The organism is Streptomyces sp. NPDC026672 (assembly GCF_040638185.1).
In the GTDB taxonomy this organism is placed as follows: Bacteria; Actinomycetota; Actinomycetes; order Streptomycetales; family Streptomycetaceae; genus Streptomyces.
This window is the reverse complement of record NZ_JBEZXS010000013.1, coordinates 171,520-184,693: the sequence shown is the minus strand read 5'-3', so window position 1 is coordinate 184,693 and position 13,174 is coordinate 171,520. Positions and strand designations below refer to the sequence as shown.

Below are 13,174 nucleotides of genomic sequence, written 5' to 3'. Positions count from 1 at the left end.
TCAGTCGTGCGAGTGGAGGGGCTTGCCGGCCAGGGCCAGGTGGGCCTCGCCGAGCGCCTCGTTCTGCGTCGGGTGGGCGTGGATGAGCTGGGCGACCTCGGCCGGCAGCGCCTCCCAGTTGTAGATCAGCTGGGCCTCGCCGACCTGCTCGCCCATGCGGTCGCCGACCATGTGGACGCCGACCACGGCACCGTCCTTGACCTGGACGAGCTTGATCTCGCCCGAGGTGTTCAGGATCTTGCTCTTGCCGTTGCCCGCCAGGTTGTACTTCAGAGCGACGACCTTGTCCGCGCCGTAGATCTCCTTGGCCTTGGCCTCGGTGATGCCCACGGAGGCGACCTCCGGGTGGCAGTACGTGACCCGCGGGACACCGTCGTAGTCGATCGGGACGGTCTTCAGACCGGCCAGGCGCTCCGCCACCAGGATGCCCTCGGCGAAGCCGACGTGCGCGAGCTGGAGCGTGGGGACCAGGTCGCCGACCGCGGAGATCGTGGGGACGTTCGTCCGCATGTACTCGTCGACCAGGACGTAACCGCGGTCCATGGCGACACCCTGCTCCTCGTAGCCGAGGCCCTGGGAGACCGGGCCGCGGCCGACGGCGACGAGGAGGACCTCCGCCTCGAACTCCTTGCCGTCGGCGAGGGTGACCTTGACGCCGTCCTGGGTGTACTCGGCCTTGGAGAAGAAGGTGCCGAGGTTGAACTTGATGCCGCGCTTGCGGAAGGCGCGCTCCAGCAGCTTGGAGGAGTTCTCGTCCTCGACCGGGACGAGGTGCTTCAGGCCCTCGACGACGGTGACGTCCGAGCCGAAGGACTTCCACGCCGACGCGAACTCGACGCCGATGACACCGCCGCCGAGGATGATCGCGGACTTGGGCACGCGGTCCAGGACGAGGGCGTGGTCGGAGGAGATGATGCGGTCGCCGTCGATCTCCAGGCCCGGCAGCGACTTCGGCACGGAGCCGGTCGCCAGCAGGACGTGGCGGCCCTGGATGCGCTGCCCGTTCACGTCGACGGAGGTCGGCGAGGACAGCCGGCCCGTCCCCTCGACGTACGTGACCTTGCGGGAGGCGATCAGCCCCTGGAGGCCCTTGTACAGGCCCGAGATGACACCGTCCTTGTACTTGTGGACGGCGGGTACGTCGATGCCCTCGAAGGTGGCCTTGACGCCGAACTGCTCGCTCTCGCGGGCCTGGTCGGCGATCTCGCCCGCGTGCAGCAGGGCCTTGGTGGGGATGCAACCCCGGTGCAGGCAGGTGCCGCCGACCTTGTCCTTCTCGATCAGGGCGACGTCCAGACCCAGCTGCGCTCCGCGCAGGGCCGCGGCGTAACCACCGCTGCCACCGCCGAGGATCACTAGGTCGAAAACGGTGCTGGCGTCGTTCGCCACGTCACGTCCTCCATGCATGTGCGCCACGCCGGTCGTCGGTGACCGGTCGGCGGCTGGTGTCCGGCCGCTCTGTCTTCGGCCCTGTGGTGGGGGCCCTGTCCTGCCGAGCCCCATCTTCGCACTTGTCGGAGGCGATCGAGACGCCGGGCCGGGGTGTGAGACACCCCACGTCCCCCTGTCAAGCATCGCTTTAGAGCCAACCGGAGCGCCCCGAAGGGGCGCGGGGAACTGCGCGATCAGCCACAACAGGCCCGCAGTCGCCCGCGCTCCGTCGTTCCCTGGCTAGGAGGCGAGTGCCCCGTCGGCCGCCAGCTCGGCCAGCCGCACCAGCGTCCGCACCGCGGACCCCGTACCGCCCTTGGGCGTGTAGCCGAAGGGTCCCTGTTCGTTGAAGGCCGGGCCGGCGATGTCGAGGTGCGCCCAGGTGATGCCCTCGCCCACGAACTCCCGCAGGAACAGTCCGGCGACCAGCCCGCTGCCCATCCGCTCGCCCATGTTGGCGATGTCCGCCGTGGCCGAATCCATGCCCTTGCGCAGGTGCTCGGGCAGCGGCATCGGCCACGACTCCTCGCCGACCTCCGCGGCGGCGTCGACGATCGTCGCGCGGAACGCGTCGTCGTTGGCCATGACGCCGAAGGTCCGGCTGCCCAGCGCCAGCACCATCGCGCCGGTCAGCGTCGCCACGTCGACGATCGCGTCCGGCTTCTCCGCGGAGGCCGCCCACAGCGCGTCGGCCAGGACCAGCCGGCCCTCGGCGTCCGTGTTGAGGACCTCGACGGTCTTGCCGCTGTACATGCGCAGCACGTCGCCGGGGCGCACCGCGGAGCCCGACGGCATGTTCTCGGCCAGCGCCAGCCAGCCGGTGAGGTTGACCTGGAGACCCAGCCGGGCGGCGGCGACGACCGCGGCGAACACGGCGGCGGCACCGCTCATGTCGCACTTCATCGTCTCGTTGTGCCCGGCGGGCTTGAGGGAGATGCCGCCCGAGTCGTAGGTGATGCCCTTGCCGACGAAGGCGAGGCTCCTGGTCGCCTTCGGGTGCGTGTAGGACAGCTTGACCAGGCGCGGGGCGGACGCGGAGCCGCTGCCGACGCCGAGGATGCCGCCGTAGCCGCCCTTGGTGAGGGCCTTCTCGTCAAGCACCTGGATCTTGAGCCCGTGCTCCTTGGCCGCGGTCTGCGCGACGGCCGCGAACGCCGCCGGGTCCAGGTCGTTCGGCGGGGTGTTGATCAGGTCGCGGGCGCGGTTGAGCTCCTCGGCGACCGCGGTGGCGCGCTCCAGGGCGGCCTTGTGGGCCGCGTCGCGGGGCTTGCCACCGAGCAGCGCGGCCTCGCCGAGCGGGGCCTTGCCGTTCTTGGCCTTCGGGGTGCCGTTCTCCTTGTAGGTGTCGAAGGAGTAGGCGCCGAGGAGCACGCCCTCGGCGACGGCGCCGACCGCGGCGGCGTCGGCCAGGGGCAGCGCGAAGGCGGCCTTCTTGGTCCCGCCGAGCGCGCGGGCGGCGACACCGGCCGCCCTGCGCAGCGCCTCGGTGTCGGGGGCGGCGTCCTTCGCGGGCTCCGCGCCCAGGCCCACGGCCACCACGAGGGGGGCCTTGAAACCGGCCGGGGCGGGCAGCTTGGTCACCTCGCCCTCGGCACCGGAGGCGCCGAGGGTCTCCAGGACGCCGGCGAGGCCGCCGTCGTAGGCCTTGTCCACGGCCTCGGCGCCGGGCGCGACGACAAGGCCCCCGGACTTGGACGCGGCGCCCTTGGAGACGCCGACGACGATCGCGTCGGCCCGCAGGCCGGGCGCCGCGGCGGTGCTGAGAGTGAGAGCAGTCACGGTGGTGAAATCTCGCTTCCAATGTGAAGTTGCTGTGGTCGAGCGGGTGGGTCGACCGGGCCCGGGAGCCGACCCTAGAGCTGTCGCGCGGGTGCGTCCTCACCGGGGCCTTCACTGTGTCGGCGAACACCCGGGACGAGCCTACGCGGGTGTGCGGGCCCGCTCGTTGCTGCGGTCGTTCACCTGCGTGTGGCGCAGCGGCAACGTTCCGCCCACGCGGTGTCGCGGTCCGGCGGCCCGTGTTCCGAACACCCCTTTGCCGTCGCGCAGTTGTCAGCTCCCCCGGCCGAGCGACAGCACCACGAGCGCGGTGGTCGCCGCGGTCTCCGCGAGCGCGCCGAAGACGTCGCCGGTCACTCCGCCGAAGCGGCGGACGCAGTGGCGCAGGAGGAGTTCGGCGGCGACGACGGCCGCCACGACCGCGAGGACGGTCCGGACGGCGTCGTACGCGCCGAGCGCCGTGCCGAGGCCGGCCGCCGCCGCGAGCACGGCCACCGTCGCCGCCGCCGCGCCGCCCCTCGGCACCACTCCGGCGACCGCCGCCCCCAGTCCCTCGGGCCGGGCGGCCGGCACGCCCGCGCGGGCGGCGAGGGTCAGCGCCAGCCGGGCGGCGGCGGCCGCGACGACCGCCGCGACGGCGCCCCGGGCCCAGGAGCCGCCGTACGCCTGGGCCAGCACCGCCACCTGCGCGAGCAGCGTGAACAGCAGCGTGAGGACCCCGAACGGTCCGATGTCCGACTGCTTCATGATCCGCAGCGCGTCCTCGGCGGGCTTCCCGCTGCCCAGCCCGTCGGCGGTGTCCGCGAGCCCGTCGAGGTGCAGGCCCCGGGTGAGGGCGGCCGGTACGGCGGCGGTCGCGACGGCGGCGAGCAGCGGGGCCGCGCCGAGGAACAGCAGCAGCCCGCCCAGCGCCGCCGCGCAGCCGCCGACCACGAGGCCGGCCAGCGGGGCGCAGAGCATGCCGCCGCGGGCCGCCGCGCGGTCCCAGCGGGTGACACCGACCGGCAGCACGGTCAGGGTGCCGAAGGCGAAGCGCAGGCCGTCGGGCCAGGGGGTCTTGGACACCGGCGCAGGTTACCCGGCGGTCAGGAGGGGGGCGTCCGAGCCCTGAGGATAAAGTGCGCATATGGGACCGTGGCTGTACCGGAACATCATTGAACCCGGCAAGCTCCCGCTGCTCCTCGCCCTCGCCGCGTTCGTCCTCACCTTCGTGGCCACCCGTGTCGTCACCCGGCTGATCCGGGCCGGCCGGGGTCCGTTCGGCAATGTCAGGGCGGGCGGGCTGCACATCCACCACGTGGTCCCCGGTGTCGTCCTCACCGTGATCGGCGGCTTCGGCGCCGTCGCGAGCGGCCGGCACGGCTTCGGCGCCTCCTGCTCCGCCGTCGTGTTCGGCGTCGGTGCCGGCCTGGTCCTCGACGAGTTCGCGCTGATCCTGCACCTCGACGACGTCTACTGGACCGAGGAGGGCCGCAAGAGCGTCGAGGTCGTCGTCCTCACCGCGGCGCTGGTCGGGCTGCTCCTCGCCGGGTTCGCCCCCTTCGGCGTCAACGACCTCTCGCAGGACGAGCTCCAGGACCGCGGCACCGCCATTGTCGGCGTCGTGGCCAACTTCCTCTTCGCCCTGCTCGCCCTCGGCAAGGGCAAGACCCGCACCGCGCTGTTCGGTGTGATCATCCCGGTCGTCGCCCTGGTCGGTGCCCTGCGGCTGGCCCGCCCCGGCTCCCCGTGGGCCCGCCGCTTCTACCGCCGCCGCCCCCGGGCCCGCTCCCGCGCCCTGCTGCGCGCCTACCGCCACGACCGGCGCTGGACGGGCCGGGCCCGCGCGTTCCAGGACTGGATCGGCGGCAAGCCCGATCCGGTGCGCGTCCCGGAGCGCCGCTGACCGGGTCCGGCCACCGGGGAGGTCCGCACGCGGGCGCGCAGCTCCGCCGCCGCGTACAGGAGGGCCACCGCCACCAGCGCGGCCAGGTGTTCCCGGCCCGCGAGGTTGTCCTTCACCAGGACCTCGGCCACCATCGCCAGGGCCACCGCGCCGGCCGTGACCCGGGCGCCGTAGCACCACCCCAGGTACACGGCGAGGCCCACCACGGCGGCCGACGGACCGGTGTCCACGACGTGGGCGTCCGAGGCGGGCAGACCCGGCGGAAGGTCCGGCCCGAGCGCGACGCCCACGCGCGCGTACAGCGTTCCGGCGAGCGTCGTCGTGTACGCCACGGCCAGGGTGCGCCGTCGGCCCAGGCACACCTCGGCGATCCCGAAGACCAGCAGAACCTGTGCGAGCGCGCCCCACACCGGCAGGTCGGGCGCGGGGACGAACAGCGACAGGGGAGTGCGCAGCAGGGCGAGCCAGAACGGGTCGGCGGCGCACACCGCGCCGACGTCCCGCACGAACCCGTACCCCCACGACCGGTGCTGCGCGACGTGCAGCACCGCCGTCAGACCGACCGCCGCCAGGGTCATCGGCACCGCCGCCGCGCGCCGCCGCAGCAGGGGCTCGCGCACGGCGGCGTACAGCGGCCCCCACTCGGTGCGGGCCCAGCGGCCCGGCCGTCTCATCCGGTGGTCCTCATCGACGCGTCTCCAGGTGCGTGCGGTGCAGCCACTTCGGCAGTCCCGGTGCCTCCAGGAACCCCTCGGCACGCGCCGAGGCGAGGGCGATGCGCGGCAGGTCCGCGCTCTTCTCGAACAGCAGGAAACGCGGTTCCCAGATGGGCCGGTACTTGGCGTTGGCCCGGTACAGCGACTCGATCTGCCACCAGCGTGAGAAGAAGCCGAGCAGCGACCGCCACAGCCGCAGCACCGGGCCGGCGCCGAGGCGCTCGCCACGTTCGAAGACCGACCGGAACATCGCGAAGTTGAGCGAGACCTGGCAGACCCCGATGCCCGGCGCCCCCTGGAGCAGGTTGATGACCATGAACTCCATCAGCCCGTTGTCGGACGCGCGGTCACGCCGCATCAGATCCAGGGACAGCCCGTGCGGACCCCACGGCACAAAGGACAGCAGTGCCCTCAACCCGCCCTCGGCGTCCCGGCATTCGACCAGGACGCAGCGCCCGTCGTCCGGGTCGCCGAGCCGGCCGAGCGCCATGCTGAACCCGCGTTCGGTGGCCCCGTCGCGCCAGTCGTCGGCCCGTTCCACGAAGCACGCCATCTCGTCGGCCGGCACGTCCTCGTGCCGCCGGACACACACCGTGTACCCGGCCCGCTTCACCCGGTTGTACGCCTGCCGCACGGTCCGCATCGCCCGCCCGTCCAGGGTGAACTCGGCGACCTCGACGACCGCCTCGTCGCCCAGCTCCAGCGCGTCCATGCCGTGCCGGGCGTACACCGTGCCCGCCTCCTCGCCCGCGCCCATCACCGCCGGGATCCAGCCGTGCGCGCGGGCCTCGGCGAGCCACGGCGCGATGGCGCCCGGCCATGCCTCGGGGTCGCCCAGCGGGTCGCCGGAGGCGAGGGAGACCCCGCCGACGACGCGGTACGCCACCGCCGCCTTGCCGGTCGGCGACCACACCACGCTCTTCTCCCGGCGCAGTGCGAAGTAGCCGAGCGAGTCGCGTTCGCCGTGCCGGTCGAGCAGTTCGCGCAGGTGCTTCTCGTCCTCCGCCGTCAGCGGGTCGACGGCCCTGCGGGAGCGGAAGGCGGCGTAGAACACGGCGAGGACCAGGACCGTGCTGAGCACGTTGATGACGACGTTGACCCAGTTGGGGGTGGAGACGGCGGGGAAGCGGGTCTCGTCCGCGGCGACGGAGACGAGGCGGAGGGTGCCGTAGTGCCAGCGCTCGGCGAAGGTCGAACTCCCGGCGTCCGGGGCGCGGTTGGTGAGCGTGACGAGGAGGGCCGCGAACAGGGAGGCGGCGAGTCCGCCGCCGAGGGCCACGGTGGCGGCGAGCCGGGGGTTGGAACGGTCGCCCTTGGCGTAGAACTCGCGGCGGCCGACGAGCAGGGCGGCGACGAAAGCGGCGGTGAGGACGAAGGAGATCCAGTTCTGGGCGTACGCGCGGATCTCCGGGTACGTCATGGCGGCGGCGAACAGGACGAGGAACGCTCCGCTCAGAGCCAGGTTGAGGATCCAGGCGGCGCGCTTGCGGCGGCGCATGGTGATGGCGAGGAACGCGGTGAACACACCGGAGGCGAAGCCGGCGGTCAGCAGGTACGGCGTGAAGAAGTCGGCCTGGTTGTGGCGCCGCACGTCCTGTCCGAGCGAGACCCACACGGCGCTGAGGAAGTTGACGAAGGCGACCGCCCGCAGGTACCAGACGGCGGCCGAGGCCCCCCACTCACCGGCACTCCGCCTCGCACGCCCATCACCCATAAAAAGTGATCATAGGCCCGCAAAGTAGGCAAAAGCGTCAATCGCTCGGTGTGATTCCCCCGCCGCGACGGCACGCACGAAAAGAGCCCTGCCGCCCGGGCGGCAGGACTCGTGGCCCCTTGGACCAGGTCAGTCGGACTTCTCCGGCGCCGCCGGCACCTCCGGTGTCTCCGGCACCTCCGGCAGTTCCGCCGACAACGATGCCGCCGCCTGCACCAGCGGCAGCGCCAGCAGCGCGCCCGCGCCCTCGCCCACCTTCACACCCTGGTCGAGCAGCGGCTCCAGCGCCATCCGGTCCAGCGCCTTCGCCTGCCCCGGCTCCCCGCTGTCGTGCCCCGCCAGCCACCAGTCCGGCGCCCGGAACGCCACCCGCTGGCCCACCAGGGCGCACGCCGCGCTCACCACCCCGTCCAGGATCACCGGCAGCTTCCGCACCGCGCACTGCAACAGGAACCCGGTCATGGCCGCGAGGTCCGCCCCACCCACCGTCGCGAGCAGCTGCAACTGGTCCCCGAGCACCGGCCGCGCCCGCCGCAGCGCGTCCCGGATCGCCGCGCACTTGCGCATCCACGCCAGGTCGTCGATCGGCCGGCCGCCGCGCCCGGTCACCACCGACGCGTCGGTCCCGCACAGCGCCGCGACCAGCACGGCCGCCGCCGTCGTCCCGCCCACGCTCACATCGCCGAGCACCACCAGGTCCGTACCGGAGTCGGCCTCCTCGTCGGCCACCGCGACCCCCGCCCGGAAGGCCGCCTCGGCCTCCTCCGGGGTCAGCGCGTCCTCCACGTCGATCCGCCCGCTGCCCCGCCGCACCCGGTGCCGTACGACCTCCTCGGGAAAGGCGTCAGGCGCGCAGTCCAGCGCCATGTCCACCACCCGCACCGGCACCCCGAGCCGCCGTGCGAGCACCGCCACCGGGCTGCCGCCCTCCAGCACCGCCCGCACCAGCTGCTCGGCACCGCCCGCGGGCCGCGCGGACACGTCCAGCTCGGCGATCCCGTGGTCCCCGGCGAACAGCACCACCCGCGGCCGCTCCACGGGCCGAACCGGAACCGCGCCCTGTGCCGCCGCCAGCCACTCACCCAGGTCGTCGAGCCGGCCCAGGGACCCGGGCGGCACGACCTGACGTTCCCGCCGCGCCTCGGCGTCACGGCGCACGCCCCCGTCGGGGCGCTCGATCAGATCGGAGAAGTCGTCGAGATTAAGCGAGCTCATTCGCCGAACAGTACCGGCAGCGCACGAACGCTTTCCCGGCACATCCGCACCACACCCGTACGGCCTCTTTGCAGCCAAGATCGCGATCCCATACGTTCCGTTTTGCAGTGGATTGTCGTACGAGATCGGGAGCCGTCCATGCCGCCGGAGCCGTCCACGCCACCCGCCCGGCGGACCACCGCCCCCTTCCACGAACCGCGCCGCGAGGACTGTCCCTGGTGCGGCTCCCGACGCCTGCGCACCCGGCTGCGCACCCCCGACCTGCGCTACCGCGCCCCCGGCACCTTCGTCGTCGACGAGTGCCGCGACTGCGCCCACGCCTTCCAGAACCCCCGCCTCACCCCGGAGGGCCTCGCCTTCCACCACCGGGACTTCTACGACGAGCACCTCGAACCCCTCGCCGAGCGCATCCGCTCCGCCCGCCGCCACCGGGGCGCCGCCCGCGCGGTGCTCCGCTCACCCGGCTTCCCCGAGCCGGAGAGCTGGCTCGACGTCGGCACCGGGCACGGGCGCTTCCCGGAGGCGGCGCGCGAACTGTTCCCGTACACCTCCTTCGACGGCGTCGACCCCACCCCGCGCGTGACCAAGGCGCGCGCGGCCGGGCGGATCGAGGAGGCGTACGTGGGCCGGCTGACCGATCCCCGGCTGACGGCCCGGCTGCGCGCCCGCTACGACGTCGTCAGCATGTTCCACCACCTCGAACACACCCCGGACCCGCGCGAGGAGATCCACGCCGCCCTCGCCGTCCTGCGCCCCGGCGGCCACCTCGTCGTCGAACTCCCCGACCCGCACAGCGCGTTCGGCGCCCTGCTCGGCAAGTGGTGGCTCCCGCACGGCCAGCCACGCCATCTGCACCTGATGCCGCTGGCCAACCTCCGCGCGGAACTGGAGACCCGGGGCTGCACGATCGTCGCCACCGACCGCCGCGCCGCCCACACCCCCTACGACCTGGCCGCCGCGCTCTCCCTGGCCCTCACCCACACCCTGCCCCGACCTCTGCTGCGGGCGGCCACCCCCCTGATCGCGGCCGCGACGGCCCTCGACCACGCGCTGGCCCCCCTCCTCAGCCGCACCCGCTTCGCCAACACGTACCGCCTGATCGCCCGGGTGGGCGCTCCGCTGGGGGCGGCGTGACGGGGGGTGCCGCTGGGTGTCGTCCGTCGTCCGCGGGCTTGTCGTGGCTGGTCGCGCCCGCGCGGCGGAGCCGCATATCGATGACAGCCCCGCGCCCCTTCGGGGCGCTCCTGTGCGGGGCGCTCCTCTGCGGGGCGTGCTTACGGTCGGGTGGTGGTCAGGCGCGCAGGGGGAGGGCCTGGCCGGCGATCAGCAGGAGGACGTGTTCGCACTCGTCGGCGAACGCCGCGTTCAGACGGCCCAGTTCGTCGCGGTAGCGGCGGCCGGACGCCGTCGCGGGCACGATCCCCGACCCCACCTCGTTCGACACGGCGACCACGGTCCGCCGGGTCGCGCGCACCGCCGCCGTCAGCTCCCGCACCCGCGCCCGCAGCGCCCGCTCCCCGCCCGTGGACCACTCGGCGTCGTCCCACGCCCCGACCGCGTCCATCGCGTCCGTCAGCCACAGCGACAGACAGTCGATCAGCAGCGGCGGCCCGTCCTGCGCCAGCAGCGGCACCAGGTCGCAGGTCTCCTCCGTACGCCAGGAACCCGGCCGCCGCTCCCGGTGCGCCGCCACCCGCGCCGCCCACTCCGTGTCCCCGTTGCGCGCGCCGCCCGTCGCCACGTACAGCACGTCCGGGAAGGATTCGAGGCGGCGCTCGGCCTCCACCGACTTGCCCGAGCGGGCGCCGCCCAGCACCAGTGTCCGCCGCGGCACGTCCGGCACCTCCTCGTACGCCCCCACCGCCAGCGTCGTCCCGTCCCTCACCGCCCGCGCACCGGCCGCCGCCAGCCGCCGCCGCAGCTCCGCGCCGGGCGGCACGTCGTGGTCGAGGTGCACCGCGACGACGTCCGTGGTCGGCCCGACCGCGCCCACCGCGCGCAGCCTGGCCACCGCGTCCGGCCGGCCCACGACGTCGGCGAGCACCATGTCGTACGTCTCCGCGGACCCCTCCTCCAGACCGGCAGGCGCCCCGCCCGGCGGCAGATACAGCAGCCGCTGCCCGCCGGGACCGGTCACCGCGTACCCGGTGCCGCCCGCGTCCATCGCCACCGCCCGCACCCGGTGGCCCGTCAGCAGCGTCAACTCCCGTCCGTCCGGCACCCGTACGGGTTGTGGCAGCCCGGCCGGGACCTCCACCGCGGGGCCGTCGTGCGGGTGGGACAGCAGCACCTGCCGCACCCCGCCCAGGGAACGGCCCGACCGCGCCGCCGCGAACGCCGCGCCCGGCGTGAGGTCCAGCAGCAGCGCCCCGTCCACGAGCAGCGCGGTCGCCGCGCGCGCGTCGGGCCCGAGCGCGGTCGCGCAGGCCGCGCAGGGGCAGTCGGGGCGGGGCAGGCCCGCGGGGGCACCGGTGCCGAGGAGTGTCAGTTCCACGCACCGATTTTCACCTGTCGCCGCAGGTCTTGCGCATCCGACTAGGCTGCGGGCAGGAGCCGGATCAAGGTCCGTCTCGGCTCTGCACGTGCTGACACCAGGGAGGCGTACATGGCGGCGTGGACGTGGCGGTTCGAGAAGGCCGACGGGACGGAGGTCCAGCCGGCGGTGCAGCCCGAGGAGTTCACCACGCAGGGGGACGCCGAGTCCTGGCTCGGGGAGCACTGGAAGGACCTCACGGCAGGCGGCGCCGACCAGGTACGACTCTTCGAGGACACCACGGAGATCTACGGCCCGATGAGCCTGCACGCCGAAGCGTCCTGACCCCCCCGGAGGGGCGGCCCAACAGGCCGCCCCCACCCCGGCCACATGCCACCCCGGCCACTCGTCACCCCGGCAAACCACGAACCCGCCGCGACGGCGCCCAGCCACTCACCACCCATTCGGCGGTGCCGAGCGGCCCTCGGCCGACGCGCAGCGTCAGGTCAGCCTCGTACCCCGCAGATGTGCAGCAGCGCCGCCACCCCCCGGTAGGGGTCCGTGCGGCCGGCGCGTTCCTCCGCCTCGATCACCGGGCCGAGCTCCGCGGGAACGACGTCCATGAGGTCGGTGAACACCCGCACCCCGTACCACGCGTGCAGCGGCGCCCCGATCCCGGCCAGCGTCGCCGTCACCGCCGCCAGCCGGTCCGCCCGGACCTCGGCCCCGGACCCGCCGCGGTACACGTCCGTGTCGAACGCGGCCAGCGCCCCGTCCCAGTCCCCGGACAGCCCCGGCCGCATCGCGAGCGCGTCCCCGTTGCGCACCAGCAGCGACAGCAGCCCCCCGGGCGCGAGCATCCGCGCGAGCCCCGCCAGCAGCGGATCGGGCTCCTCGACGTACATCAGCACCCCGTGGCACAGCACGAGGTCGAAACTCCCCGGCAGGAAATGGACACCCGTGTCCCGCCCGTCCCCCTGCACGATCCGCACCCGCTCGCGGATGCCCTCCGGCTCGCAGGCCAGCGTCTTCCGCGCGGCCGCGATCACCCCCGGGTCCTGCTCGACGCCGGTCACCTCGTGTCCCGCGCGGGCCAGCCGCAGCGCCTGCGCCCCCCGGCCCATCCCCACGTCGAGCACCCGCAGCCGCCGCCCGACCGGGAAGCGCCCGGCTATCTGCTCGTCGAGCTGCCGGGGCACCAGCTCCCGCCGGACGACATCACGCAGCGCGTCCTGCCCGGCCGACGGAACCCGCGCGGCGTCCTCGGGGAAGCACGCTGCGCTCAGGGCCGCTCTCCGCGCTTGACCTGCGGCTTCGGCAGCCGGAGCCGACGCATCTGGAGGGAGCGCATCAGGGCGTACGCCACGGCGCCACGGCGGTTCTCGTCGGGGAACCGCTCGGTGAGCCGCTTGCGCAGCCGGACGCCGGTGACGACCGAGTCCAGCACGATGAGCACGATCACGATGAGCCACAGCAGCAGCGCGATGCTCTGCACGCCCGGCGCCGGCACCACGCTGAGCACCAGGATCACCACGGCGAGCGGCAGGAAGAACTCCGCGACGTTGAAGCGGGAGTCGATCCAGGTGCGCGCGAACTTGCGGACCGGTCCCTTGTCCCGGGCCGGCAGATGGCGCTCGTCCCCACCCGCCAGCGCCTGGCGCTGGCGCTCCATCTGGGCACGCCGCTCGTCGCGCTGGCGCCGGGCGGCGTCCTTGCGCGTCACCGACGTGTTGGCCACGCTGCGGCGCTGGGACTGGGCCTCACTGCGCTTGGGCGTGGGGCGGCCCTTGGGGGCCTGCGGGTCACGGGTCTGCTTGGAGTCGGTCACCGCCGCCTTCGAGGCGGGGGCCTTCTCTTCCTTGGCACGGCTACGGAACACAAAACCCAAGGGTACGGGGTGGCCGGGGTTCGACCCCAGCCAGGCGGGGAACGATCCGGCAACACCGCTCGTCTGTAGGGGG

12 protein-coding genes are annotated in these 13,174 nt (G+C 73.9%); 3 read left to right on the top strand and 9 right to left on the bottom strand.

Going from position 1 to position 13,174, the window contains the following annotated elements; all coding sequences use genetic code 11:
* From lpdA to AB0F77_RS17850, 3 genes are all read right to left on the bottom strand, one after another.
* Positions 1–1,389, bottom strand: coding sequence for a dihydrolipoyl dehydrogenase (lpdA, locus tag AB0F77_RS17860; RefSeq protein ID WP_361948780.1), 1,389 nt, complete (start codon positions 1,387–1,389; stop codon positions 1–3).
* 282 nt (positions 1,390–1,671) lie between these two features.
* Positions 1,672–3,210, bottom strand: coding sequence for a leucyl aminopeptidase (locus AB0F77_RS17855; protein WP_361948777.1), 1,539 nt, complete (start codon positions 3,208–3,210; stop codon positions 1,672–1,674).
* 273 nt (positions 3,211–3,483) lie between these two features.
* Positions 3,484–4,275: an adenosylcobinamide-GDP ribazoletransferase gene (locus AB0F77_RS17850; protein WP_361948774.1), complete on the bottom strand. Its 792-nt coding sequence runs from the start codon at positions 4,273–4,275 to the stop codon at positions 3,484–3,486.
* Positions 4,276–4,336: 61 nt separating this feature from the next.
* On the opposite strand from AB0F77_RS17850, the gene AB0F77_RS17845 reads away from it, so the two are divergent.
* Complete coding sequence (locus tag AB0F77_RS17845) at positions 4,337–5,095, top strand: hypothetical protein (protein ID WP_361948771.1); 759 nt, start codon at positions 4,337–4,339, stop codon at positions 5,093–5,095.
* On the opposite strand, the gene AB0F77_RS17840 is transcribed toward AB0F77_RS17845, so the two are convergent.
* The 3 genes from AB0F77_RS17840 to cobT form a co-directional block, all read right to left on the bottom strand.
* Positions 4,999–5,769, bottom strand: a complete 771-nt coding sequence (locus AB0F77_RS17840; RefSeq protein ID WP_361948768.1) for a hypothetical protein — start codon at positions 5,767–5,769, stop codon at positions 4,999–5,001. The two genes, AB0F77_RS17845 and AB0F77_RS17840, sit on opposite strands and share 97 nt — an antisense overlap.
* 10 nt (positions 5,770–5,779) lie before the next feature.
* Positions 5,780–7,525 carry a phosphatidylglycerol lysyltransferase domain-containing protein gene (locus AB0F77_RS17835; RefSeq protein WP_361948765.1) on the bottom strand — a complete coding sequence of 582 codons (1,746 nt, stop codon included), beginning with the start codon at positions 7,523–7,525 and terminating at the stop codon, positions 5,780–5,782.
* A 129-nt stretch (positions 7,526–7,654) separates the two neighbouring features.
* Positions 7,655–8,740: a nicotinate-nucleotide--dimethylbenzimidazole phosphoribosyltransferase gene (gene cobT, locus AB0F77_RS17830; RefSeq protein WP_361948762.1), complete on the bottom strand. Its 1,086-nt coding sequence runs from the start codon at positions 8,738–8,740 to the stop codon at positions 7,655–7,657.
* A gap of 138 nt (positions 8,741–8,878) precedes the next feature.
* On the opposite strand from cobT, the gene AB0F77_RS17825 reads away from it, so the two are divergent.
* Entirely contained in the window at positions 8,879–9,874 is a 996-nt protein-coding gene (locus tag AB0F77_RS17825; protein ID WP_361948759.1) for a class I SAM-dependent methyltransferase, read from the top strand.
* A gap of 157 nt (positions 9,875–10,031) precedes the next feature.
* Here the strand turns inward: AB0F77_RS17825 and AB0F77_RS17820 are convergent, their stop codons facing one another.
* On the bottom strand, positions 10,032–11,234 hold the full coding sequence (locus AB0F77_RS17820; protein ID WP_361948756.1) for a bifunctional adenosylcobinamide kinase/adenosylcobinamide-phosphate guanylyltransferase: 1,203 nt from the start codon (positions 11,232–11,234) through the stop codon (positions 10,032–10,034).
* A gap of 111 nt (positions 11,235–11,345) precedes the next feature.
* Here AB0F77_RS17820 and AB0F77_RS17815 point away from each other — a divergent pair, with 111 nt between their 5' ends.
* Positions 11,346–11,558: a hypothetical protein gene (locus AB0F77_RS17815; RefSeq protein WP_361948753.1), complete on the top strand. Its 213-nt coding sequence runs from the start codon at positions 11,346–11,348 to the stop codon at positions 11,556–11,558.
* 161 nt (positions 11,559–11,719) lie between these two features.
* Here AB0F77_RS17815 and AB0F77_RS17810 read toward each other — a convergent pair whose 3' ends face one another.
* Together AB0F77_RS17810 and AB0F77_RS17805 are read right to left on the bottom strand one after the other, a co-directional pair.
* Positions 11,720–12,412: a methyltransferase domain-containing protein gene (locus AB0F77_RS17810; protein ID WP_361948750.1), complete on the bottom strand. Its 693-nt coding sequence runs from the start codon at positions 12,410–12,412 to the stop codon at positions 11,720–11,722.
* A gap of 83 nt (positions 12,413–12,495) precedes the next feature.
* Positions 12,496–13,131 (bottom strand): DUF3043 domain-containing protein, encoded by a 636-nt coding sequence (locus tag AB0F77_RS17805; protein ID WP_361948875.1) that lies wholly within the window; start codon positions 13,129–13,131, stop codon positions 12,496–12,498.
* Positions 13,132–13,174: the final 43 nt, after the last annotated feature.

Coding starts and splice junctions, on each gene's coding strand:
- AB0F77_RS17845 (WP_361948771.1), top strand. CDS start 4,337: ATGGGACCGTGGCTGTACCGGAACATCATTGAACCCGGCAAGCTCCCG.
- AB0F77_RS17840 (WP_361948768.1), bottom strand. CDS start 5,769: ATGAGACGGCCGGGCCGCTGGGCCCGCACCGAGTGGGGGCCGCTGTAC.
- AB0F77_RS17835 (WP_361948765.1), bottom strand. CDS start 7,525: ATGGGTGATGGGCGTGCGAGGCGGAGTGCCGGTGAGTGGGGGGCCTCG.
- cobT (WP_361948762.1), bottom strand. CDS start 8,740: ATGAGCTCGCTTAATCTCGACGACTTCTCCGATCTGATCGAGCGCCCC.
- AB0F77_RS17825 (WP_361948759.1), top strand. CDS start 8,879: ATGCCGCCGGAGCCGTCCACGCCACCCGCCCGGCGGACCACCGCCCCC.
- AB0F77_RS17815 (WP_361948753.1), top strand. CDS start 11,346: ATGGCGGCGTGGACGTGGCGGTTCGAGAAGGCCGACGGGACGGAGGTC.